General features: G+C 65.4%; 21 protein-coding genes. 11 read left to right on the top strand and 10 right to left on the bottom strand.

Translation table 11 applies throughout. The features are described 5' to 3' along the window. Positions 1-119 precede the first annotated feature (119 nt). Both G6P88_RS18580 and G6P88_RS18575 read left to right on the top strand, forming a co-directional pair. Positions 120-806 (top strand): TIGR02391 family protein, encoded by a 687-nt coding sequence (locus G6P88_RS18580; RefSeq protein WP_165324518.1) that lies wholly within the window; start codon positions 120-122, stop codon positions 804-806. A 198-nt stretch (positions 807-1004) separates the two neighbouring features. Beyond that, positions 1005-4007: a calcium-binding protein gene (locus G6P88_RS18575; RefSeq protein ID WP_165324517.1), complete on the top strand. Its 3003-nt coding sequence runs from the start codon at positions 1005-1007 to the stop codon at positions 4005-4007. Positions 4008-4029: 22 nt separating this feature from the next. On the opposite strand, the gene G6P88_RS18570 is transcribed toward G6P88_RS18575, so the two are convergent. Continuing rightward, positions 4030-4815, bottom strand: coding sequence for an NTP transferase domain-containing protein (locus G6P88_RS18570; protein WP_165324516.1), 786 nt, complete (start codon positions 4813-4815; stop codon positions 4030-4032). 69 nt (positions 4816-4884) lie between these two features. Between G6P88_RS18570 and G6P88_RS18565 the strand changes: the two genes are divergently transcribed. Genes G6P88_RS18565 through G6P88_RS18555 form a run of 3 tightly spaced genes read left to right on the top strand, consistent with a single transcriptional unit; the run spans position 4885 to position 7019 of the window. Beyond that, a complete protein-coding gene (locus G6P88_RS18565) occupies positions 4885-5985 on the top strand; it encodes a CDP-alcohol phosphatidyltransferase family protein (RefSeq protein WP_165324515.1) in 1101 nt (366 codons plus the stop codon). 25 nt (positions 5986-6010) lie between these two features. Next, positions 6011-6454 (top strand): HIT family protein, encoded by a 444-nt coding sequence (locus G6P88_RS18560; RefSeq protein WP_165324514.1) that lies wholly within the window; start codon positions 6011-6013, stop codon positions 6452-6454. A 16-nt stretch (positions 6455-6470) separates the two neighbouring features. Next, a complete protein-coding gene (locus tag G6P88_RS18555; protein WP_165324513.1) occupies positions 6471-7019 on the top strand; it encodes a GNAT family N-acetyltransferase in 549 nt (182 codons plus the stop codon). A gap of 25 nt (positions 7020-7044) precedes the next feature. Here G6P88_RS18555 and G6P88_RS18550 read toward each other — a convergent pair whose 3' ends face one another. Next, a complete protein-coding gene (locus tag G6P88_RS18550; protein ID WP_165324512.1) occupies positions 7045-7779 on the bottom strand; it encodes a phosphocholine cytidylyltransferase family protein in 735 nt (244 codons plus the stop codon). Positions 7780-7859: 80 nt separating this feature from the next. Continuing rightward, positions 7860-8969 (bottom strand): NADH:flavin oxidoreductase/NADH oxidase, encoded by a 1110-nt coding sequence (locus G6P88_RS18545; protein ID WP_165324511.1) that lies wholly within the window; start codon positions 8967-8969, stop codon positions 7860-7862. Positions 8970-9078: 109 nt separating this feature from the next. On the opposite strand from G6P88_RS18545, the gene G6P88_RS18540 reads away from it, so the two are divergent. Both G6P88_RS18540 and G6P88_RS18535 read left to right on the top strand, forming a co-directional pair. Next, positions 9079-9990, top strand: coding sequence for a LysR family transcriptional regulator (locus tag G6P88_RS18540; RefSeq protein WP_165324510.1), 912 nt, complete (start codon positions 9079-9081; stop codon positions 9988-9990). A 52-nt stretch (positions 9991-10042) separates the two neighbouring features. Next, positions 10043-10930: a class I SAM-dependent methyltransferase gene (locus tag G6P88_RS18535; RefSeq protein WP_206335818.1), complete on the top strand. Its 888-nt coding sequence runs from the start codon at positions 10043-10045 to the stop codon at positions 10928-10930. A gap of 76 nt (positions 10931-11006) precedes the next feature. Here the strand turns inward: G6P88_RS18535 and sdhA are convergent, their stop codons facing one another. The 3 genes from sdhA to sdhC are packed head-to-tail and all read right to left on the bottom strand — an operon-like array spanning position 11007 to position 13593. After that, a complete protein-coding gene (gene sdhA / locus G6P88_RS18530; protein ID WP_165324509.1) occupies positions 11007-12794 on the bottom strand; it encodes a succinate dehydrogenase flavoprotein subunit in 1788 nt (595 codons plus the stop codon). Continuing rightward, entirely contained in the window at positions 12794-13183 is a 390-nt protein-coding gene (gene sdhD, locus G6P88_RS18525) for a succinate dehydrogenase, hydrophobic membrane anchor protein (RefSeq protein ID WP_165324508.1), read from the bottom strand. The genes sdhA and sdhD overlap by 1 nt, the downstream gene beginning before the upstream one ends. Next, positions 13183-13593 (bottom strand): succinate dehydrogenase, cytochrome b556 subunit, encoded by a 411-nt coding sequence (sdhC, locus tag G6P88_RS18520; RefSeq protein WP_165324507.1) that lies wholly within the window; start codon positions 13591-13593, stop codon positions 13183-13185. The genes sdhD and sdhC overlap by 1 nt, the downstream gene beginning before the upstream one ends. Positions 13594-13762: 169 nt before the next feature. On the opposite strand from sdhC, the gene G6P88_RS18515 reads away from it, so the two are divergent. The 4 genes from G6P88_RS18515 (at position 13763) to G6P88_RS18500 (ending at position 20095) form a co-directional block, all read left to right on the top strand. Continuing rightward, on the top strand, positions 13763-15121 hold the full coding sequence (locus G6P88_RS18515) for a methyl-accepting chemotaxis protein (RefSeq protein WP_165324506.1): 1359 nt from the start codon (positions 13763-13765) through the stop codon (positions 15119-15121). A gap of 103 nt (positions 15122-15224) precedes the next feature. Next, positions 15225-15938: an SDR family NAD(P)-dependent oxidoreductase gene (locus G6P88_RS18510; protein ID WP_165324505.1), complete on the top strand. Its 714-nt coding sequence runs from the start codon at positions 15225-15227 to the stop codon at positions 15936-15938. Continuing rightward, on the top strand, positions 15928-16911 hold the full coding sequence (locus G6P88_RS18505) for a 50S ribosomal protein L11 methyltransferase (protein WP_165324504.1): 984 nt from the start codon (positions 15928-15930) through the stop codon (positions 16909-16911). The genes G6P88_RS18510 and G6P88_RS18505 overlap by 11 nt, the downstream gene beginning before the upstream one ends. A gap of 175 nt (positions 16912-17086) precedes the next feature. Further along, positions 17087-20095: a ligand-binding sensor domain-containing diguanylate cyclase gene (locus tag G6P88_RS18500; protein ID WP_165324503.1), complete on the top strand. Its 3009-nt coding sequence runs from the start codon at positions 17087-17089 to the stop codon at positions 20093-20095. A 3-nt stretch (positions 20096-20098) separates the two neighbouring features. Here G6P88_RS18500 and G6P88_RS18495 read toward each other — a convergent pair whose 3' ends face one another. The 4 genes from G6P88_RS18495 to G6P88_RS18480 form a co-directional block, all read right to left on the bottom strand. Next, positions 20099-20566, bottom strand: coding sequence for an SRPBCC family protein (locus tag G6P88_RS18495; RefSeq protein ID WP_165324502.1), 468 nt, complete (start codon positions 20564-20566; stop codon positions 20099-20101). Continuing rightward, positions 20556-20894, bottom strand: a complete 339-nt coding sequence (locus tag G6P88_RS18490; RefSeq protein ID WP_165324501.1) for an ArsR/SmtB family transcription factor — start codon at positions 20892-20894, stop codon at positions 20556-20558. The genes G6P88_RS18495 and G6P88_RS18490 overlap by 11 nt, the downstream gene beginning before the upstream one ends. Positions 20895-21011: 117 nt before the next feature. Next, entirely contained in the window at positions 21012-21425 is a 414-nt protein-coding gene (locus G6P88_RS18485) for an EVE domain-containing protein (RefSeq protein WP_165324500.1), read from the bottom strand. A gap of 164 nt (positions 21426-21589) precedes the next feature. Then, positions 21590-22453 carry an SDR family oxidoreductase gene (locus tag G6P88_RS18480; RefSeq protein ID WP_165324499.1) on the bottom strand — a complete coding sequence of 288 codons (864 nt, stop codon included), beginning with the start codon at positions 22451-22453 and terminating at the stop codon, positions 21590-21592. Between the last annotated feature and the right edge of the window lie 21 nt (positions 22454-22474).

The raw sequence follows: 22474 nt of genomic DNA, 5'->3' as shown, positions 1-22474 counted from the left end.
CATCGGTGCGCGTACTGACCAAAAGGGCACTGGAAGAGGCAGGCCGTTAATTGGGGAGATTGATGCCAACCGCTAACCGGACCAAGTGGCTTGTCGCAATGTCAGGCGCTATAAGGCGGGTGTCGAGGACCGCGCTGGACGCCTACTTTGAAAGCCTGGCAACCGGAAATCACGCGGTCGAATCTGGCACCAAGGAAAAGCTGCTCCTTGAGTTGAACAACATCAAGGCGCTTCTGCCAGAGGATCTCCCACCGTCTGCGTTGGCGAACCTAGCAAGACATATCCGGAGTGGTCAGTCCGGTGACTTGCGTAACATCGCGATGCACGACGGTCCGACATTGCTCGAGAAAGTGGAGCAATTGGTGCTCGCGGCAGATGACGAGCACGCGGCAGAGTTCGATATCCGTAATCTCGTCGACGAGGTCTTTAGACGGAAGTTGATCTCGACGATCGATTCCGAAGAGCAGGATTATCATGCGCTCGTGCTGAACTGCTCAGTTCTGCTCGCCGACCGCTTCAAAGCGCGTACGGGGATGGCTGACGAAATGGGGGCTATTGGCAAAGCGTTCAGCCTCAAGGAGCCGACGCTGCTTTTGCCTCCTGACCTCGACAGCGAGACAAACAGGAATTGGCAACAAGGCGCTATGTTGCTCTTCCAAGGCTTCCGCGCATTCTTTAGAAACACTCATGCGCACGGCGTCACGGACACGGACCGGGATACGGCATTCCAAGCACTCATGCTGTTCTCGCTGCTGCTGAATATTCTGATGGATGCCAAGCTGACGGCGGAGCTCACAACGCGATAGATGTGACGCAGCTCACCCTGCCTCTCGATGGGGCCTGGCCGATGCCGCGCCGATGAATGACGCCACCGATTTCGCTCCAATATGGAGCCAGTTGCAATTTCTACGGCCGGTTACCGCAGATAGGACCGACACATCGCCCTATCGGAGGGCAAGCAGGGATCGGCCGCGTCCGTCGAGCGCGCCCGCAAGAGGTGTCGAATGGCGAATTTCACCGGAACGAACGGCGCGGACAGCTTCAGCGGGACCGACGGTTACGACAGCATCACGGGTGGCGGGGGCAATGACTCCCTCGCCGGCAATGGCGACATAGACGTGGTGATCGGCAATGCGGGAGCCGACACGCTGGATGGCGGAGACGGAAACGACCTTTTATTCTCCGCTGATACCACAGACTTCGCGACCTCCGGCGATCGGCCGATGCTCGAAACCGGTACAGACCGAGATGTCCTGCGGGGCGGAAACGGCGACGACCGGTTTTTCGCCGGGGTCGGCGACGACGTAGACGGCGGCGCTGGGGACGATGGGCTCTACATCAGCTTCCGTAGCGCTGCCGCGGGCGTGACTCTGGACTTCGCGCTGGCCAGCCAGACCGTAGCCGGGGGAACGATCAGCAGCATCGAACATGTCCACTGGGTTCAGGGCAGCAGCTTCGACGATGAGATAGTCCTGAACCCTGCCTTTCCACCGCGTGGCTCGGGGTTGGGTGTGCATGGGCACGTCTTTGGCGGCGCGGGGAATGACCGGCTCGTTGCCGGTTACTACACCAAGGCGATGTTCGGCGAGGACGGCAACGACATCCTCGATGGCCGGCCGGCCGCCTATGGCCCTGTGCTCGATGGCGGGGCCGGGAATGACACTCTTTACGCATTAACCGGGCCCGCAAATGGCGGCAGCGGCAACGACGTTATTTTCACCCAGGCCCAGGCCGATGGCGGCAGTGGAAACGACCGCATCGAGCTGGAAAGCAATGTTTATGCGCGCAGGGCTGACGGTGGCGACGGCGACGATCTGATTACCATGACCAACCCGTACAACCAGCCCGCGACGTTCAGCCACGTCGCGCTGGTCGGCGGGAATGGCGCCGATACGATTACCGGCGGCGACATGGGGGAATATCTTTTTTCCGGAGACGCCGACGATTACGGGATCGAAGCAGTACCCGATATGGGCTCCGAGCGCGACATATTGGCCGGTGGTGGCGGGCAGGATGTTGTGTCGGGCGGCTATGGCGACGATCTCGACGGGGGGGACGGCGAGGATCGGTTGAGGCTGTCGCTCGGCGGCATGACCTCCGGGGCCACGATCAATCTTGGCAGCATTGTCGGCGCTGGCCCCTTTATATTCGGCGGCGGCACCATCAGGAATTTCGAGCAACTCGAACTGCTCACCGGGACCGCCTTTTCCGATGTGATCACCGTCGGCACCCAACCAGCCACAACGACCATAGATGCCGGTAGTGGCGATGACCGGATTACCGCCGGCAGCAGCGCAGTCGCCCTGAACGGCCAGGCTGGCGCAGACACTCTCAATGGTGGCGCGGCAAACGATACGATCGACGGCGGCAACGGTGCTGACAGCATGGCCGGCGGCGGTGGAGACGACGTCTATTATGTCGATAACTCTGCCGATCGCGTCGTCGAAGCGAGCGGCGGGGGCAGTGATACGGTTTTCACCAGTGTCTCGTGGACACTCGCGGCCGGCATGGCGGTGGAGACGGTCGAGTGGAATGGCAATACTCAAGTCACCATCACCGGCAACGAACTGAACAACGCCCTTACGGGATTTGGCTCCCTTCTCGGGATGGCCGGGGCTGACACGCTGACCGGAAGTTATGGCGACGATACGCTCGATGGCGGGAGCGGCGTTGATCACCTGATCGGAGGAAGCGGCGACGACCTGTACATAATCGATAGCTCGTCGGACGTGATCGAAGAGCAATATAATGGTGGTTTTTCAGACACCGTAATGGCGAGCTTCAACTACACGCTGGGCAACGAGCTGGAGCATCTGATCCTGACGGGCAACGCCGTCAGCGGCACCGGCAATAGCGACAACAACAGGATCACGGGCAATACACAAAAGAATGAGCTTTTTGGAGGTCAAGGGGCCGACACGCTCGATGGCGGCGCAGGAGCCGACACCATGTCTGGCGGACAGGATAATGATTCCTATTACGTCGACGACATCGGTGATCGGATCGTCGAGGCAGCCGACGGGGGCGTGGACATGGTCATTGCGAGCCTGTCATGGTCGCTTGCCGACACCCCGGAGCTCGAAGGATTGACCGCTTCGGGGTCGGCCGCCATCGACCTGACGGGCAATGACAGCATCAACAATTTCATGTCAGGCAACGACGCGGCGAACATTCTTCGCGGCCTTGGCGGGCATGATCATCTTTATGGTTTCGGCGGCAACGACACGCTTGAGGGCGGCGTGGGGGCCGATGTGTTGTATGGAGGCGCTGGCCATGACAACGTCGTCGGTGGCGAAGGCAACGATGGGATTTCGGGCGGCGAAGGCAACGACCATCTGTTCGGTCAGTCTGCAAATGGCGGAAACGACGGCGCAGATCTGATCGATGGCGAGAGCGGGTCCGATTACATCCAGGGCAATGCCGGCAACGACACTCTCTATGGAGGAAGCGGGTCGGACCGGATCAATGGCGGCGCGGATGACGATCAGATTTACGGCGGCTTCGACGATGGCAACGATACGGTCAACGGCAACCGAGGCGCGGACAGCATCTTGGGCGAGGGAGGCAATGACTCTCTCAGGGGTGGCCAGGGTAATGACACCATCGACGGCGGCGATGGCGAAGACATCATCGCAGGCGATCTTGGCGTTGACCGCCTGACGGGAGGCGCGGGCGTCGACATCTTCCGGTTCGAAGGTAGCGCGGCCCTCTTCGCCGGTGCGTCCCCCGACGTGGTGACCGATTTCCAGGACGGCATCGACCGCATTCAGGTGGGATATGTCGTCCAGTCGGTCCTGACCGCAGGCGCGCAGACGACCTTCACAGATGCCGCCGCACAAGCACAACTCTTGTTCAACAGCCATGCGGGCACTGGAGAAGTTGCCACGGTTCAGGTCGGCAGCCACACCTACCTCTTCTATTCGAGCAGCAACGGACCTAATGCGGATTCCGCCATAGAGCTTCAGAACGTCAGCGCCGGGGCAATTTCGGTCGCAGATTTCGGCTGATGCTGACGGACTGAGCGCCCCCTCACCTCGCCCTTAAAATCCCCTCCGCCATCGCGTGGTCGGAGACCTTGTCCACATCGATGCACGCCTCCGCCTGCGGCAGCAGCACCGCCGTCGCGCGCAGCCCGAAACGCTTGCCGACGCGGGTGATCGCCTGGCCGAGCGTCAGAATGCGCAGCGCGATCAGGAGGGCGAGGCCGGGGCCGAAGGCGCCGAGGATCGCGCGGGCCTTCTTGCGTTGCTGTTCGACGTGGCGCCACACGGCGAGGAGCGACAGCGCCTTCGCGCTGCCCAGCCAGAACAGGTTCGTCCCCGAATAGGCGCCGCCGCGAAAGGGAAGCCAGGTGCGGCGGTTGCCGGGATAGGCGGCCTCCAAAGTGCGGCGCTCGACCAGACCCACCGCCATGTCGCTGCCCGCCGCGCCCACCAGAAAGCGGTCGAGGATCGCGTCGGTCAGCAGGACATTGTCGGCGGTGGTGACGAGGAAGGGATAGCCGCGCGGCATCGCCTCAATCGTCGCGGTGATCGCCTCGGCGATCGAGGCGCCGGCCTCGCGCGTCACCACTTTCGCCTCGTCGCGCAGCCAGCGCGTCGCCGGATGATCGAGCAGCGCGTCGGCCTGTTGCGCGACGACCACGACGCGGCCGATGTCGGCGCGCGCCACCAGCACACTCGCCACCCAGGCGAGCATCGGCTGGCCCGCAATATCGATCAACGCCTTGAACGGTTCGCCGAAATGCTCCGCCAGGGGGTCGACACCGGGCCGCTGCCCTGCGAGGAGAATTACGGTATATACCAATTTGGTCATGTTCCCGCCTTGCCAGCCATAAGGGCGATGGGCAAGGAACTGACCGCTCCAATCCGTTTTATGGAAGACATGATCAGCCACGCGCCGCTTAGCGTCCGTTCGATAGGAACGAATCCCACCCGGATCTGGGGAATGACCAGCGACGAGCGCCTGCGCCGCATCGCCCGGGCACAGAAACTCTCCACCCGTCCGCGCGACGGGGGCCCGGTGCTGCTGGTCGCGGCCAGCCATGTGTTCGAGCCGGCCTGGCTCAAGTTCATGGCCGACCGCCCCGGACAGGTGCTGACCCTGAACGGCGAGAAGGTGATCGCGCATGTACCCGGCGATGGGGCGGCCGCGGATGGCGACGCCTTCCCAGCAGGGCTGGAGGAGGTCCGCGCCGAGGATCACCGCGTCTTCTACAATGTCGTGTTGCGCAAGCGCGAGGAGCCGGTGATCGAGAAGCTGACGCGCGACAGCGTGAAGCGGATCGAGCGGGCGACCTATTTCGGCGCCTATAAGGGCGTTACCGACGTCCTCACCAAATATCTGTGGCCTGAATGGGCGCTGGTGCTGACGCGGATCGCGGCGCGGATCGGCATGTCGCCCAATATGGTCACGACGATCGGCGCGATCCTGTGCGTCGTGGCGACCTATTATTTCTGGCATGGCCAGTACTGGACCGGCATGGCGCTGGGCCTGGTCTTCATGGTGCTGGATACGGTCGACGGGAAGCTCGCCCGCTGCACGATCACATCGAGCAAATGGGGCGACATTTTCGACCATGGCATAGACCTGGTCCACCCGCCCTTCTGGTGGTGGGCCTGGGCCGTCGGGCTGGCGAGTTGGGGGCTGGCCTTCACCCATCTCGAATTCGCGCTGGTGATGATCGCGATCGTCGCGGGCTATGTCGTCCAGCGGCTGATCGAGGGCGCCTTCATCCAGCGCTTCAACGGCATGCACATCCATGTGTGGGAAAAGATCGACAGCGATTTCCGCCTGATCACCGCGCGGCGCAACCCGAACATGGTGATCCTGTTCGCGGCGACGATCTTCAACCGCCCCGATATCGGCCTGATCGCTGTCGCGGTGTGGACCGTGCTCAGCTGCGTCTTCCACGCGGTGCGGCTGGTGCAGGCGTTGCGCCGCCGCAAGAAGGGGATCAAGATCCGCAGCTGGCTGCAGGTCTGAGACAGGCACGGGGACAACGAACCGAATGACGGACGCCACCAACGCGACGATCGAGAAGTTCGGCTTTCCCGCGACCCTGGTCCATGACTATCGCCACTGGGTGGTGCTGCTGCGCCCCGCCCAGCCGACGCTGGGATCGCTGGTGGTTGCAGCGAAGTCCGACGCGACCGCCTTCGGCGACCTGCCGGCCAGGGCCCATGCCGAACTGGCGGCGGTGACCCGCGACCTCGAACATGCGCTGCGCGCCGCGGTCGCGTTCGAGAAGGTCAACTATCTGATGTTGATGATGGTCGACCCCCACGTCCATTTCCACGTCATCCCCCGCTATGAAGGCGAGCGCGAATGGGCCGGCGTCTCGGTCACCGACGCGGGCTGGCCGGGACAGCCGGTGCTCGGCCAGGCCGTGACGCTGACGGCGGAGCAGGTCGAGGCGCTGAGCGGCTGGATGAAGGCGCTCTGGCCGGTGTGAGGGGAACTCGGTCCCAATGACGGCGGTCGATCTTCAGCCAGTGCTGTCCGATGGCGATATCCGCTTGCGCCCGTTGCAGGCGGAGGACTGGCCGGCGGTCTATGCGGTCGCGTCGGACCCACTGATCTGGGCCGTCCATCCGGCGCACGATCGCTGGCAGGAGCCCGTCTTCCGGGCCTTCTTCGACGACGCGATGCGGAGCGGCGGCGCGCTGGCCATAACGCGGACGGCGACAGGCGAGATCATCGGCTCCTCCCGCTTCGACCGGGCCCGGGCCGGTGACGGCGAAGTCGAGATCGGCTGGACCTTTCTGACGCGCTCGGAATGGGGCGGCACCACCAACTTCACGATCAAGCGGCTGATGGTAGGCCACGCGCTCCGCTTCTTCGAGCGGGTGATCTTCGTCATCGGAAAGGACAATGTCCGTTCGCGCAGGGCGGTGGAGAAGATCGGCGCCCGGCTGACCGAGCGCACGCTGGACGTGCCGATGGCCGGCGCCATGGCGTCGCATGTGCTCTATGCCATCGATCGGGACGATTTCGCTTCAGGCCCGCTCAGCGCCTGAAGCGGATGCAGCCGGAGCCTAGCCGCTAGGCGGCCCACCCCTCGGTCAACGCCCGCGCAATCGGCAGGTCTTCGGGGAAATCGACCTCGGCCCAGCGCAGGCCCTCGATCGATACCGTGCCGACGACACCCGACGGCGCCAGCGCGTGGATCGCCTTCAGATACCAGTTGAGCACGCCTTCGGGCGTCCGCATCATCGCCTCGACCTGGCGGCGGAAGATCGCCGGGCCCTCCCCCCTGAAGGCGAGCATCCCGATCGATTCCGCGTTGGTTTCGGCCGGCTCGAGCCGCTTGCCGATCTGCAGCAGGCGATCGCCGTCGCGCTGCACCTTCATATCGTCGAGGTCGTAACTGTCCTTGACGTCGATCGTCACCGTGATCGGCGCAGTGGCGCCCGCGATCAGCCGGCCGACGATCTCGGGCGAAACCAGCGTGTCACCGTTGAGGATGATGAAATCCCGGTCCATCTCCTCGCGCGCGATCCAGCAGGAGCCGAGATTGTCGGCCACCTTGTAGAAGGGGTTGAAGCGCGTGCGGATCGTGACCCCGGGCAGCGCCAGCGCGGCGAGCGCAGCCTCCAGTTTGTCGTCGCGGAAGCCAGTGACGACGACGATTTCCTCGATCCCGTTCGCGGCGAGCGCCGAAATCTGCCAGGCGATCAGGCTGCGGCCCGAAAAGTCGATCAGGCATTTGGGCTGGTCGGCGGTCAGCGGCAGCAGGCGCGATCCCTGACCAGCGGAAAGAATGATGGCTTTCTTCATGGGGGCGCGTGCCTAAGCGGCAAATGCGGCAGGATGATGAAGCGGTCGGGGCAGGGTCACCCTGCCCCGTCGCCTTCGGCTTACCGATCCTCGACCAGCAGATCGCGGAAGCGGCGGGGCTGGCTGCGCAGATATTGCGGCGGCACCTTCACCTGCGCGCCGAAATGGGCGGCGGCGTGCCAGGGCCAGCGCGGATCATAGAGCATGGTGCGCGCGAGCCCGATCAGGTCGGCATCGCCGGTCGCCAGGATCGCCTCGGCTTGTTCGAACTCAATGATCAGGCCGACCGCGACGACCGGGATCGACACCGCCTGACGGACGGCGCGCGCGAGCGGCACCTGGTAATTGGGGCCGACCGGGATCGCCTGACGCGGGTCGAGCCCGCCGCTCGACACATGGATCGCAGCAGCACCGCGCGCCTCTAGCGCCTTGGCGAAGGCGATCGTCTGCCCGATGTCCCAGCCGCCATCGACCCAGTCGGTGCCCGAGACACGGACACTGACCGGACGATCGGCCGGAAAGGCGGCGCGGACGGCATCGAAGACCTCGAGCGGGAAGCGCATCCGGTTCTCCAGGCTGCCGCCATACTCATCCTCGCGGCGGTTGGAGAGCGGCGAGAGGAATTCGTGGAGCAGATAGCCATGCGCGCCATGGATCTGGATCGCGTCGAGGCCGAGCCGGGCGGAACGGCGCGCCGCATCGGCGAAGGCGTCGCGGATACGATCGAGCCCGACCTTGTCGAGCGCGGTGGGGGCGTTTTCGGACGCCTCGAACGGCAGCGCCGAGGGGGCGACGGTCTGCCAGCCATTCTGGTGGTCCGGCGCCAGTTGCGCCCCGCCCCGCCAGGGCAGGTCGGTCGACGCCTTACGGCCGGCATGGGCCAGCTGGATCGCGATCGGCATCGTCGAATGGCGGCGCACCGCCTCCAGCACGCGGGCCATGGCGGCTTCGGTGCGGTCGTCCCACAGGCCGACATCGGCGAAGCTGATCCGCCCCTCGGGCTCGACGGCGGTCGCCTCGATCGTCAGCAGCCCGGCGCCGGACGCCGCCAGCTGGCCGAGATGCTGGATATGCCAGTCGGTCATGGCGCCGTCCTCGGCCGAATATTGGCACATGGGGGCAATGACGATGCGGTTGTCGAGGGTCAGGCCGCCGACGGTGAGCGGCTGGAAAAGCTTGGCAGCGGGCACGAATATCTCCTGATCGTCTTGATCGGTACGGAGCCGAGATAGGCATTGCGCCGCATAAACGCCTCAAAGCATCTCGCGGGTCATCCATAAATTATGTTATGTATAGACAATGCAGTTGCAGCAGCTCCGCACCTTCGTAGAGGTCTATCGTCGCCGCTCGATCAGCGAGGCCGCGCGGGTTCTGGGCCTGACCCAGCCGGCGGTGTCGCAGCATGTCGCCTCGCTCGAAAGCCAGCTCGGCCGGCCCCTGTTCGAACGCCATGCGCGCGGGGTGCGCCCGACCGCGATCGCCGACGATCTGGCCGCCAGCCTCGGCACCTCGCTCGACAGCGCCGAAGCCGCGCTGGCCTCGATGCGCGCACGCTCGTCCCAGCTGGGCGGCGTCGTCCACATCGCCGGCCCGTCCGACTATATGGCGGAAAGCGTCGCGCCCCGGCTCGATCCGTTGTTGCAGGCGGGGCTGGAGCTTCGCCTCCACGTCGGCGGGCGCGATCAGCTGTTCGAAATGCTGCTCAACGGCCGCACCGATCTCGCCTTCATCGTCTCGCGCCCGGACGACGCCCGGCTCGCCTTCGAGGCGCTGGGCACCGAAAAACTCCACGCCTGCGCCTCGCCGGCCGTGGCGGAAGCGATCATGGGTAGCGCCGATCTCGCGGCCGCCCTCGCCGATACGCCGCACCTGGCCTATGACCTCGACCGACCGGTCGTACGGACATGGTTGCAGGCCAATCAGCTCCCGCTGCCCTCGAAGATGCCGGTGGTGACCGCGCCCGACCTGCGCGTCCTGCGGATGATGCTGTGCAATGGGACGGGATGGACGGTGTTGCCCGACTATCTCTGCGCCGCCTCGGTGTCGCGCGGCACGCTGGCGATCATTCCGCCGCCGGTGACCACGCCCGAGAACCGCTTTCACCTCGCCTGGACGCCCAGCGCGCTGCGACAGCCGCGCGTCGCCTTCGCGCGCAACCTTCTGATCGAGGCGTTGAGGCGCGCCGAACCGGCCGACGGTCTCCGCCGTTAGCCTTGCCTTAACCATATAAGTCTACGCCGGACGCCGACATTTCCAGCATCGGATGCCCAGCATGATCCCAGCGCGCTTCATCGAACCCGACCTGAGCCTCGCCGAACTGGCGGAGCCCAACGAGAAGCTGGGCTGCCCGGTCTTCTCCGGCGGACGCGCGATCCAGGCGGGCGAGAGCCTGCTCGGTCGAAACCGGATCTTCGACGAGATCTGGCAGCGCTGGAACGAGACCCCGCTCGCCTGCGAGGACCAATGCTCGGCGCGCTATTATTTCGACCTCGTCCAGACGCTGCGCGATTTCAACGGCGAGTTCGACCATGTCGTCGAGGTGGGCTGCTATATGGGCGGCGCGACCTCAATCCTCGCCGGTTGCATGGACCGGTTCGACTTCACCCTCGACATCGTCGACCTGAGCGCCAGCTATCTGCGCTATGCCTACGAGCGGGCCCGGCGCATGTATCCCGAGGCGGCGGGCCGCATCCGCCTGTTCCATGGCGACCTCCCCGCCTATGTCCGCCACGTCATGCTGACCGAGGCGCCGCGCCGCACGGTCGTCCACCATGACGGCGCCCATCATTTCGAAATCGTGGTCAAGGACCTCGCCGCGCTGTCCTTCGCGCGCGAACAATTGCACGCGATCATCGCGCAGGACACCCATCTGCGCGGCACCGCCAAATATATGAACTTCGTCGACATGGCGCTCTACGCCGTCTTCGGTACCGATCTCAGCTATGCGCCGATAGGGTCGGTCTATGACGAATATGATCCGGTGACGCAGCCCAACATGTATCAGGGCAATTATTTCACGCCCGGCGCCGCCGAAGGCTTCGTCCTGCCGATGAACTGCAACGAGTTCCGCTACCCGCACCCGTTGCTGTCGATCGACGAATTCCTGCCCGCCCCCCACGAGGACGCATCCCCGCTCGACCAGGCAGCCTGACCCTCGCCGTCGCGACACGGGGACAAAAAAGGGGGCCGCGAGGCCCCCTTTCCTGTTCAGAAACAGTCGGCTGCGCTCAGTAAACGCGTGCCTTCGGCTTGATATACTCGACCTCGTCGGTGAGCGTGTAATCGTGCACCGGACGGTAATCGATGCTCACCTTGCCCTGGTCGAACCAGGAAATGGTGTGCTTCATGAAATTCTCGTCGTCGCGGTTCGGGAAATCCTCGTGCATGTGCGCGCCGCGGCTTTCCTTGCGATTTTCCGCCGAGTGCATCGTGACGACGGCCTGCGGGAGCATGTTGTCCAGCTCCAGCGTCTCGATCAGGTCGGTGTTGAAGATCAGCGACCGGTCGGTGATGCCGACATCGGCGATCGTCTTGTAGACGTCGTCGATCAGCGTCAGGCCTTCGCTCAGCAACTCGCTGTCGCGGAACACCGCACAATGCTTCTGCATCGTACGCTGCATCTTCAGGCGGATCTGCGCCGTCGGCGTGCCGCCCTTGGCGTTGCGATAATGATCGAGGCGGCCGAGCGCCTTGTCGTCGGCCTCCTTGTTGATCGTGCCGTGCTTGCTGTTCGGCTTGATCAGCTCCGCCAGGCGGAAGCCGGTCGCGCGACCGAACACGACAAGGTCGATCAGCGAGTTGGAGCCGAGGCGGTTCGCGCCATGGACCGACACGCAGGCCGCTTCGCCGACCGCGAACAGGCCGGGGACGACCGCATCCGGGTTGCCGTCCTTCAGCGTGACGACCTCGCCATGATAATTACAGGGGATGCCGCCCATATTGTAGTGGACGGTCGGCGTCACCGGCAGCGGCTGGCGCGTCAGGTCGACACCGGCGAAAATCTTGCCGGTCTCGGTAATGCCGGGCAGGCGCTCCGCCAGCACCTTCGGATCGATATGATCGAGGTGCAGGTAGATATAGTCGCCATTCTTGCCGACGCCGCGTCCCTCGCGGATCTCCATCGCCATCGAGCGCGACACGACATCGCGGCTGGCGAGATCCTTGGCCGACGGTGCGTAGCGCTCCATGAAGCGCTCGCCCTGCGAGTTGGTCAGATAGCCGCCCTCACCGCGCGCGCCTTCGGTGATCAGCACGCCCGCGCCATAAATGCCGGTCGGGTGGAACTGCACGAACTCCATGTCCTGCAGCGGCAGACCGGCGCGCAGCACCATGCCGCCGCCGTCACCCGTGCAGGTGTGCGCCGAGGTGGCCGAGAAATAGGTGCGGCCCGATCCGCCCGTCGCCAGCACGACCGCATGGCTGCGGAAACGGTGGATGGAGCCGTCTTCCATGCAGAGCGCGATGACGCCCTTGCACTCGCCATTCTCCATGATCAGGTCGAGCGCGAAATATTCGATGTAGAAGTCGGCGTCGTACTTCAGGCTCTGCTGATACAGCGCGTGCAGCATCGCGTGACCGGTACGGTCGGCCGCGGCGCAGGTGCGCTGCACGGGCGGACCAGCACCCATATTCTGCATGTGGCCGCCGAACGGGCGCTGGTAGATCTTGCCCTCTTCGGTACGGCTGAACGGGACGCCGGCATGCTCAAGCTCGATCACTGCGGCCGGCGCTTCGCGCACCATATATTCGATTGCGTCCTGGTCGCCCAGCCAGTCCGACCCCTTGACGGTGTCGTACATATGCCACGTCCAGTGATCCGGGCCCATATTGCCGAGCGAGGCGGCGATGCCGCCCTGCGCCGCGACGGTATGGCTGCGGGTCGGGAAGACCTTGGTGATGCAGGCCGTCTTCAGACCGGCACCGGCCGCGCCCATGGTGGCGCGCAGACCGGAGCCGCCGGCACCGACGACGACCGCGTCGTACAGATGGTCGACGATCTTATAGGCCTCGGACATCAGGCAGACACTCCCGCGAAGGCGATCTTGAGGATCGAGAAGATCGCGAGAGCCGCGCCCCCGACCGCATAGAAGTTGAGAAGCAGCACGAAGAAGACCTTGCCGGCTTCCTCATGCACATAGTCTTCGACCACGACCTGGAGGCCCAGGCGCAAATGGTAGAAGACCGAAATGGTCAGCAGCACCAGCGGCACCGCGACGAGCGGCGAACCGATCCACTGCACAACAGCCTCATGCGAAAGGCTGGGCAGACGGAACATCGAGACGACGAACCAGGTCGCGAGCAGAAGATTGCTGACCGCCGTGACGCGCTGGCGCCACCAGTGCATCGAGCCATGCTTGGCCGAGCCGAGACCGCGGACGCGGCCGATACCGGTTCCGCTACCCATTATTGTGCTCCCTTGCTGGCGGCGCGCAGAAGGATTGGCGCCCAGATCGCGAAGGTAACGAGCAGCGAACCTGCCATCGTCAGGAGCGAACCCGTGCGGTTGACCTTCAGCTCGTAACCGGCGCCGATATCGAGCACGAAATGGCGCAGGCCGGAAAACATGTGCTGGAAAAAAGCCCAGGTCAGCCCGATGGCGACCAGATAGCCGAACCACGAAGTGGCCACCGCCAGGAAGGTCGCATAAGCTTCAGGACCGGTCGCGGCGGCCACCAGCCACCAGACAAAGCCGATGCCGGCCGCCAAGGCCATGCCTACGCCAGTGGCACGATGCAGGATCGACACAAGCATGTGCGGTCCCCATCTCCAAATGGTCAGGTGCGGCGAAAGCGGACGCCCTGGATTTCGCGACATTAATGCCCTCCTGCTGTCGTGGCGCCGTTCTTAGACGAGTCGCCGCGCCGTGCAAGGTGCAAGGAAGGGAAGTCGCTGGGAAATCCGCCCTATCTAAAGGACCTGTTTACCATCTCCGCTTAGTTCTCCTCGCATCTCGGAATCAAACGATATGGTGCAGGAGCCCAAGATGAACGGTCTGAGCGTTGAGACGATCGGCCTCACGGATCAGGAAATCCGCCGCAAGCTGGCGATCTACGATCGTAGTGGCGACCTGAACGGTCGGTTGCGCGCGATCTGGGACCGCGCCGGGGAAGACCTGCTCGCAAAGCTGCGCGACGTTTATGTATCCGGTTTCGAGCGGCGCGCGGTCGAATATCCGGTGCACGGCGAATCGCGACCGGGCGAGTCTACGATGGACCAGGGGATCCGGCTGTGGCGCGAACTGCTTCGCGACGGAGCGCATGTCGGGGAAATCCGCGCATTTGCGGAAACGACCCTCGCCAATGTCGCGGCGGGAGGCGATCACAGCATGATCGCAGAGCAGACCGCCGCCGGCATCGCCGCGCTGAGCAGCCTCATCATCCGGATGTTTCCCGAGGATAGCGCCTTCGTCAGCGAGAGCTGCGAGGCGCTGATGACGATCAACGCGATCTATTTCGATGTCACCTTCACCATCGTCGGCGCGCAGCATCGCGCGGCCGAGCATCGCGGGTTAAGCGACAAGAGCCAGGCCTTCCGCACCAACATCTCCGAGGCGCTGACCCGCGCGCTCGACGACTCGCGTGGCCTGCGCGAGAAGACGGGCCAAACCTCGCATGCCGCGCGCGGCATGCTGGGCAAGACCTCCGAGGTCGCCGCCGCCGCCGAGCAATCCGCGCTGGCTATGCGCGAAGCGGCGCACACCGCAGCGGGCCTCATCCGCGCGATCGAGGAAAGCCGGGCCGAGGTCGAGGTCGCGGCGCAGATCGCCACCCGCGCCGCCGAGCGTTCGGGCCATGCCGTCGCCATTTCCGAAGTGCTGTCCGATCATGCGCAGGCGATCGAATCGATTCTCGGCCTGATCCGCGACATTGCCGGACAGACCAACCTCCTCGCGCTCAATGCGACGATCGAGGCGGCCCGGGCGGGCGATGCCGGGCGCGGTTTCGCGGTCGTCGCGCAGGAGGTGAAGAGCCTTGCCAGCCAGACCGCCCGCGCGACCGACGATATCGCGGCCAAGATCGCCGCGATCCAGGCCGCGACGCGCCAGACGGTCGACGCCAACGGATCGATCCGCGACATCGTCGGAGAGGTTCAGACCTCGGCGGAGCGAATCCGCTCGACCATGGAAGCACAAGCCCAGACCGTCACGATGATAACGGCCGCCGTGGACGAGACGGCGCTCGCCGCCGACTCCATGTCCACTACCATCTCCGCAATCCGCTCGGACACCGAGAATGTCGCCGGCGAGATCGATCACCTCGAGGCAGGCTTCCGCCGGGTCGACAGCGAATTGTCGCGGCTCGAGACGATCACCGGGGAATTCGTCAAGCGCATCGCCGCCTGAAGTCCCGCTAGCAACGACGGGCGGCGCTGCCTCCGGTTTCCGGGGTGGAAAGGAGACACGGCAGCGCTTGAGGCCGGGGCGCAAACCCCCTATCCCGCGCCGCATGGCCATTCACATATTCGCGACCGGCACCAGCCGGGGTATCGGCAAGGCTATCCTCGATCGCTTTTCGCGCGAGGATGTCAGGATCATCGGGCATCGATCGGCGGCGGTCGAAGGCGACGGCAGCGTCGTTGCCGACCTTTCGGACGGCGGCGCCCCAAGACGTGCCTGGGATGCCGCGCTGGAGGCATTGGACGGGCGCATCGACGTGCTCGTCAATAATGCCGGCATCTTCGAAGCCGTCTCGGTCGACGCACCCGACGCCGCGTGGAGCGACGCCTGGTCGCGCACGCTGCAGATCAACCTGCAGGCGTCCGCCGATCTGTGTCGCCTTGCCATATTGCACTTCCGCCGGAATGGCGGCGGGCGCATCGTCAACGTCGCAAGCCGCGCCGCCTATCGCGGCGACAGCCCGGCGCACTGGCATTATGCTGCGTCCAAGGCCGGTATGGTCGGCATGACCAAGTCGATCGCGCGTGGCTATGCCGCCGAGAATATCCTTGCCTTCGCAATCTGCCCGGGTTTCACGATGACGGGAATGGCGGACGATTATCTGGCCAGCCGGGGCGGCGACAAGCTGCTGGCGGACATCCCGCTCGGGCGCGTGGCCCAGCCTGAGGAAGTCGCCGAAACCGTCCGCTTCCTCGCCCTCCACGCGCCGCCCTCGATGACCGGGGCCGTGCTCGACGTCAACGGAGCCTCCTATGTCCGCTAAGCGTCGTGCAGAACCCAAGGGCGACGGCATCACCGGCTTTCCCTTCGACGCTCCACGGCAGGGCAGCTGGAAGATCACCCTCCCCTGTACCAAGGAGGAGGGGCAGATTCTCGACGAGGATCTCGGCGAACTGCTCATGCTCGATCCGCCGCCCACGGTGATGACGAGCGAGCCCGATCCCGCCCGGCCCGACGACTGGCAGCTCGACGTCTATGTCGAAGCCAAGCCCAGCAAGGCGCTGCTCGCCCAGATCGTGGCGCTGGTGCCGAGCGCCCGCAAGGTCAAGCCCGTCGTCACGCATATCCCCGAAGAGGATTGGGTGACCCTGTCGCAGTCGGGGCTTGAGCCGATCCGGGCTGGCCGCTTTTTCGTCCACACCCCCCATAATGCCGATCACGCCCCGGCCGGCATGACCGGGTTCGTCATCGACGCCGGGCGCGCCTTCGGTACGGGCCACCACGAGACGACGACGGGCTGCCTGCTGATGCTCGACCGGCTGCGGCGGTCGGGGCTGCGCTTCGACGATATTGCCGACATCGGCACCGGCACGGGCCTGCTCGCCTTCGCGGCACGCTCGCTCTGGCCGGCGGCGAAGGTGATCGCATCGGATATCGACCCCGTTTCGATCGAGGTAACCGCCGAGAATGCCGCGATCAACGCGATCCCCGTCGGGCGTGCCCGAGGACAGGTCGAACTGGTCGTCGCCCCCGGGCTGGCCCACCGCCGGCTGAAGGGCCGCCTGCCCTATGACCTGCTGATCGCCAACATCCTGGCCGGCCCGCTGATCGAGCTGGCGCCGGTGTTCGGCAACGCCGTTTTGCCGGGTGGATCGCTGATCCTGGCGGGACTGCTCGACACGCAGGCGGACGCAGTCGCCCAGGCCTATCGCCGGCAGGGCTTCTATCTTGCCGAAACGATCCAGCGGGGAGACTGGCCAACGCTGCGCCTGGTCAAGCGCAGACGCCATTTCTGATCGCTCGCCGGCAACAGCCATCCGATCGTTGCGCCGCCCGACCTGACGGATGCTTCTTCCCTGTCATCGGGGGGATATTCTGATAAGGTCACGAGCAGATTTATTTCGGGGCGGCAACAGCTTGAAGCGGATATCGGGGCGGCAATCCCTGGTTTGGCGAATCCTTCTGGCGGCTATGGCCGGGGCAGCCTTTGCTTCCCTCGCTACGGCAGCCGGACCCGAAGACGCGCGCTGGTCGCAGCTGGTCACGACGATCTTCCATAATTATGGGCGGGACAACGGCCTGCCCCATCCGGTGCCGACGGCACTGGCCCAGGACCAGGACGGTTTCATCTGGATCGGGACCCAGGGCGGGCTCGCGCGGTGGGACGGCTATCGTTTTCGCACCTACCGCGCCGATCCCGAACGCCCCGGCAGCCTGCACGACGACTGGATCGAGGCGCTGCACGTCGACGCGCGCGGCCGGCTATGGGTCGGAGGCGGTGCCGGCGGACTCGCTTATTATGATGCCATGCGCGACCGCTTCGTTCGCGTGCGCGTCGAACCGACGACCGGCCGGGTTCACATCGCCAAGATCGTCGATGACGGACGATCGGGCCTGTGGATCGCCACCGACACCGGCCTTCACCATATCAGCCCCTATGGCCGCGGCGCTTTTCGTTTCCCCCCGGCCCTGGTCGAAAGGCGCCCGGTCCGTGCCCTGCTGCGCCAGCGGGACGGAACGCTGTGGATCGGCACGACCGAAGGCCTGTTCCGTTCGTCCGCCAGTCTGACGACGCGCTCTGCGGTGCCCTTGCCCGGCGTGTCGGCATCGATCAGCGCGCTGTTCGAGGACGAGCGTGGCCAGGTCTGGATCGGCACAGCGCGAAACGGCCTGTTCGTGGTTGACGCGGGAACCACGGCTGCCCGGCGCGTCAACGACATGCCGGTACTGAGGACGAGTTGGGTGTCGTCGATCATTCCGGCAGGTCCCGACGAGATATGGGTCGCCCTGCGTGGCACGGGCATTGCGGCCATCGATGGCCGGACGCGAAAGGCGCGGATGATCACCCATGACCGCGCCGTTCCCGGCAGCCTGGCGCACAACGACGTCTGGGCGCTCCTGCGCGACAAGGCCGGCTCGCTGTGGGCCGGCAGCACGGGCGGTCTCAGTTACCGGCCACAGACCGCCGGGCTGATCTCGACGATCGTCAGTTCGCCCGAAAATCCCAAGGGGCTGAGCGCGCCCGATGCCTTCTCGATACTGGCGGCGCGAAACGGCCGCATCTGGATGGGCTATGTCGACGGCGGAGTGGACGTCATCGATCCGGTCGAAGGACGCGTCGCGGCAATCCGGCCCAGCCGTTCCGGCTCGCGCGAAATGCTCCCCCCCGACGTGGTATTCGGTCTTGCAGAAGCGGCAACGGGCCGGGTCTATGTGGGCACGCGACGAGGCCTCTATTTCATCGAGCCGGGCAGTTGGCGGGTTCGGCATGTCCAAGTGCCGGGCGAAAGCCCCGAACTGTCGATCAACGCGGTTCGCTTCGACGGCAAGCTTCTATGGATCGGCACCGACGAACGCGGCCTGATCGGCTTCGTCCCCGACCCGAGCGGTACCCAAGGTCGCGTCGTCTTCGGGGGCAGCGGTACTGCGCGACTGGCCGATGGCGGCATCAACGCCATATTGCGCGGCGCCGGCACCGCACTTTGGGTCGGCGCGCGCAACGGTCTCTATCGGATCGACGTCCGCAGCCATGCAATCGAGCATATCATGGCCGACCCCAATGATCCGAACGGCTTGCCCGCGCGCTTCGTCGTGACCCTGCTGACCGATCGCAAGGGGCGGTTGTGGGTCGGCACCTTCGGCGGCGGGCTGGCGATGGTCACCGGGCGCGATGCTGCCGGCAAGCTGCGTTTCAGGCGGATCGGCGTATCGCAGGGGCTGCCCCACGTTAACGTCGACACGTTGCAGATGGACGGCGACGGCACGATCTGGGCGGGCACCGACGACGGACTGGCCCGGATCGACGCCGCCAGCTTCACCGCACGCTCGTTGCGGCAGGCCGACGGATCGTCGCTGATCGACTATTTTGCCAGCGCAGGCGCCACCACGCCGCAGGGCGAAGCCCTGTTCGGGGCCAAGGGCGGGATGACCATCGTCCGTCCCGGCGATCTGCCGCCCTGGACGCTGCAGCCGGCCCTGGTTGTCACCGATCTCCGCGTCGGCGGGATTCCGCTCCCGATCGCACGCGTCAACGCACCGGGACAGAAGGACGCGATCACCATCGCACCCGACGCGAACAGCATCGCGGTCGAATTCGCAGCGCTCGATTTCTCCGCGCCCGAGCGCAACCGCTATGCCTATCGGCTCGAGGGTTTCGACCAGCGCTGGACCGAGACCGACGCGGAGCGCCGGCTCGCCATCTACACCAACTTGCCGCCGGGCAACTTCGTGCTGCGCATCAGAGGCACGAACCGCGCAGGCCTGTGGAGCGAGCATGAGCTAGCGCTGCCGATCCGCGTCCTGCCGACCTGGTATCAACGCTGGTGGGCCAGGCTGGGGGCCGCCCTGCTCCTCATCGGGCTGCTCGGCATGACGGTCCGCTGGCGCACGCGCTATCTGCAGAAGCGGCAGATTGCCCTCGAACGGCAGATTGCCGAACGCACCGCCGATCTCAGCGCGGCCAATGAGAGCCTGGCGCGTATGGCGATGACCGACCCGCTCACCGGCTGCGCCAATCGCCGGCACTTCATGGCAGTGGCAGAAGACTATGTCGACAGCGCCCGGCGGGAGGGCATGCCGCTCAGTCTTCTCGTCATCGACCTCGACGAGTTCAAGGCGCTGAACGACCGGCTCGGCCACCCCGGCGGCGACGCCGTCCTGGGCACCATCGGCGCATTGCTGCTGCGGCAGATGCAGCCGGGCGACGTGGCAGGCCGGATCGGCGGGGAGGAGTTCGCCATCCTGCTCCCCAACTGCCCCGCGGACGAGGCGGCCCGGCGGGCCGAGACGATCAGAACCGCGATCCGCGAGGCCGTGACGCCCTTCGGCACCTCCGAAATCCGGATCACCGCCAGCCTAGGGGTCAGCAGCTTCGGCGCTGGCGACGACTTCTCGTCGATGTACATGAAAGCCGACGCCGCGCTCTATGCCGCCAAGGGCGGCGGGCGCGACCGGGTGCGCCAGGACGAACGGATCGATTGAATCTCAGAGCTGATCCGCCAGCGCTTCAAGCTGGCTGAGGCAGGTGCCCCAGCCGTCGAAGAAGCCCATTTCTTCGTGCGAGCGGCAGTCCGCGTCGGATTTGTGCCGCACCAGCGCCCGGTAGCGGGTGCCGCCGTCGACTGCCTCCATCGTGATGTCGGCGGTCATGAAGCTCTGGGCATTCGGACGGAACTCCGGGCCGAGGGCATCGGTCCAGACCAGGCGCTTCTCGGGCTCGGCAAGGAGAATGCACCCTGGCGTTTCCTCCATTTCCACGCCTTCCGGCGAGGCCATGACGACGGAGAAGATACCGCCAGCGCGTGGGTCGATCGCGACGCGCGCGACGGTCCAGGGCTTCGGCGCGAACCATTGCTTGAGCAGCTCGGGCTCGGTCCAGGCGCGCCAGAGCTGGGCCGGGCTGGCCCGCACCACCCGTTCGAGCAGAAGATCGAGTTCGGGATCAGGCGTCATCAGTCTCTCCTATATCGTTGAGTGTCTCGAGAAAGCTGTCGAGGCGGTCGAGGCGCGCCTCCCACAGGGATCGTTGTCGGCCCAGCCAGTCCTCGGCAGCCTTCGCTGCCTCGGGCCGGAGGCGGCAGGTGCGGATGCGACCCGCCTTGCCGGATTCGATCCAGCCGCCCGCTTCGAGCACCTTGAGATGCTTGAGGAAGCTGGGCAGCGCCATCCGGTGCGGGGCGGCCAGTTCGGAAACGGCGGCCGGCCCCCGCGCCAGCTGCGCGATCACCGCGCGGCGGGTCGGATCGGCCAGTCCATGGAAGATCGAATCAAGATTAGCCATATAACTAACAATAGGGGTGATCCTGATTGCGTCAAGATACTTAGCCGGATGGCTTACTATAAATGCCTGCGACGGCGGACTCCACCGGCGAGGAAGCCGCCGCTCGACCGTAAGCGATCAGCCCTGCTGGTCGGCGAGGCGCAGGATCGTCGACCACTCTCCGTCGGTGACGGGGGAGACCGACAGGCGGCTCTGGCGGAGCATCGCCATGCCGGCCAAGGCAGGCTCGGCCTTCATCTCGGCAAGTGTCACGGGCCGCGCAAGCGCGCGCACGGGCTCGATCTCGACTGCGACGAACCGGCCGGCGGCGTCGCTGGGATCGGGATAGGCCTCGCGCGCAACCCGGGCGATGCCGACCACAGCCAGCCCTTCCTGGCTGTGATAGACGAACAACTTGTCGCCGACGCGCATTGCCTTGAGGTGCAGCGCCGCCGCATTGTTGCGGACCCCGTCCCAGATGGTATGTCCGTCGCGCTGAAGATCGGCGAAGGAATAGCTGTTCGGTTCCGACTTCACGAGCCAATGCGGCATGGCATCTATCCTGCGATCACGGCACTCCTGAGACCACACTCTATTCGACGCGATGCGGCAAGGAAAGAAGCGCGCCAGCCAGACGAGATCGGCGCACCGGCCGGCAAGCCCGCAGGCACCGCCGGGACGAGCGGCCTGGCGCCCGTCCCGGATTGTGGTCAGTCTCAAGCCGTCGGACCGATCGCCTCCGCGAGCATGTCGCGGTAAGACCGGGTCGGCCGACCCAGAATCCGGGACAGGTCGGCGCTTTGCGTGAACAACAGGCCTTGCGCGGCCCTGGCATCGGCATCGGCCAGAACCGCCGCGACCGGCGCAGGCAGGCCGGCCTGCACCATGCCGTCCGCCAGCGCCTCCTGCGGAATATTGACGAAGCGCACGGGTTTGCCACTCAGCGCCGACACGGTCTCAGCGAACTCGTCCATGGTAAAGGACTCGTCGCCCCCCAATTCGAGGGTTTGCCTGTCATGGCCGCCCTTGAGAATGACGGCAGCGGCAGCGGCATAGTCGGCACGCGCGGCCGGCGAAAAGCGGCCTTCGCCCGATGCGCCGAAGATCTGGCCGGTCGCCAGGGCCTGCGGAAGGCTGATCATCAGATTCTCGCTGTACCAGCCATTGCGGACCAGCGTGTGCGCAATGCCGCTATCCGCCAGCATGGTTTCGGTCGCCACATGCTCCTGTCCGATCAGCATCTCCCTGGCCGCTGCACCCAGCAGCGACGTATAGGCGATGAAGCCGACGCCGGTTGCCTTGGCCGCCTCGACGACATTGGCGTGCTGTGAGATGCGGCTGCCGATGGCCGACGAGGAGATGAACAGCAGGCGATCGACCCCGGCAAAGGCGGCGACCAGAGACGCGCGATCCTCATAATCGCCGCGCCGGGTGGCGATGCCCTGGGCCGCATAGTCCGCTTCCGCTGCCGCCGACCGCACGAGCGCGATGATCTGCGCGGGATCCACGATCGTTGCGAGATGGGCGACGGCCTGGCGGCCCAATTGGCCGGAGGCCCCGGTCACAAGATAGCTGGTCATGGAAATTCCTTGTCTTGGCGA

Origin of the sequence: Rhizorhabdus phycosphaerae, assembly GCF_011044255.1 — a bacterium.
GTDB classification, from domain to species: Bacteria; Pseudomonadota; Alphaproteobacteria; order Sphingomonadales; family Sphingomonadaceae; genus Rhizorhabdus; species Rhizorhabdus phycosphaerae.
Note: the sequence above shows the minus strand (reverse complement) of the source record. Positions and strands in the feature narration are given on the sequence as shown.

Excerpts from the sequence above, each read along its gene's own strand:
- G6P88_RS18575 (WP_165324517.1), top strand. The coding sequence starts at position 1,005 with ATGGCGAATTTCACCGGAACGAACGGCGCGGACAGCTTCAGCGGGACC.
- G6P88_RS18570 (WP_165324516.1), bottom strand. The coding sequence starts at position 4,815 with ATGACCAAATTGGTATATACCGTAATTCTCCTCGCAGGGCAGCGGCCC.
- G6P88_RS18565 (WP_165324515.1), top strand. The coding sequence starts at position 4,885 with ATGATCAGCCACGCGCCGCTTAGCGTCCGTTCGATAGGAACGAATCCC.
- G6P88_RS18560 (WP_165324514.1), top strand. The coding sequence starts at position 6,011 with ATGACGGACGCCACCAACGCGACGATCGAGAAGTTCGGCTTTCCCGCG.
- G6P88_RS18555 (WP_165324513.1), top strand. The coding sequence starts at position 6,471 with ATGACGGCGGTCGATCTTCAGCCAGTGCTGTCCGATGGCGATATCCGC.
- G6P88_RS18550 (WP_165324512.1), bottom strand. The coding sequence starts at position 7,779 with ATGAAGAAAGCCATCATTCTTTCCGCTGGTCAGGGATCGCGCCTGCTG.
- G6P88_RS18540 (WP_165324510.1), top strand. The coding sequence starts at position 9,079 with ATGCAGTTGCAGCAGCTCCGCACCTTCGTAGAGGTCTATCGTCGCCGC.
- G6P88_RS18535 (WP_206335818.1), top strand. The coding sequence starts at position 10,043 with ATGCCCAGCATGATCCCAGCGCGCTTCATCGAACCCGACCTGAGCCTC.
- sdhA (WP_165324509.1), bottom strand. The coding sequence starts at position 12,794 with ATGTCCGAGGCCTATAAGATCGTCGACCATCTGTACGACGCGGTCGTC.
- sdhD (WP_165324508.1), bottom strand. The coding sequence starts at position 13,183 with ATGGGTAGCGGAACCGGTATCGGCCGCGTCCGCGGTCTCGGCTCGGCC.
- sdhC (WP_165324507.1), bottom strand. The coding sequence starts at position 13,593 with ATGTCGCGAAATCCAGGGCGTCCGCTTTCGCCGCACCTGACCATTTGG.
- G6P88_RS18515 (WP_165324506.1), top strand. The coding sequence starts at position 13,763 with ATGAACGGTCTGAGCGTTGAGACGATCGGCCTCACGGATCAGGAAATC.
- G6P88_RS18510 (WP_165324505.1), top strand. The coding sequence starts at position 15,225 with ATGGCCATTCACATATTCGCGACCGGCACCAGCCGGGGTATCGGCAAG.
- G6P88_RS18505 (WP_165324504.1), top strand. The coding sequence starts at position 15,928 with ATGTCCGCTAAGCGTCGTGCAGAACCCAAGGGCGACGGCATCACCGGC.
- G6P88_RS18500 (WP_165324503.1), top strand. The coding sequence starts at position 17,087 with ATGGCCGGGGCAGCCTTTGCTTCCCTCGCTACGGCAGCCGGACCCGAA.
- G6P88_RS18495 (WP_165324502.1), bottom strand. The coding sequence starts at position 20,566 with ATGACGCCTGATCCCGAACTCGATCTTCTGCTCGAACGGGTGGTGCGG.
- G6P88_RS18490 (WP_165324501.1), bottom strand. The coding sequence starts at position 20,894 with ATGGCTAATCTTGATTCGATCTTCCATGGACTGGCCGATCCGACCCGC.
- G6P88_RS18485 (WP_165324500.1), bottom strand. The coding sequence starts at position 21,425 with ATGCCGCATTGGCTCGTGAAGTCGGAACCGAACAGCTATTCCTTCGCC.
- G6P88_RS18480 (WP_165324499.1), bottom strand. The coding sequence starts at position 22,453 with ATGACCAGCTATCTTGTGACCGGGGCCTCCGGCCAATTGGGCCGCCAG.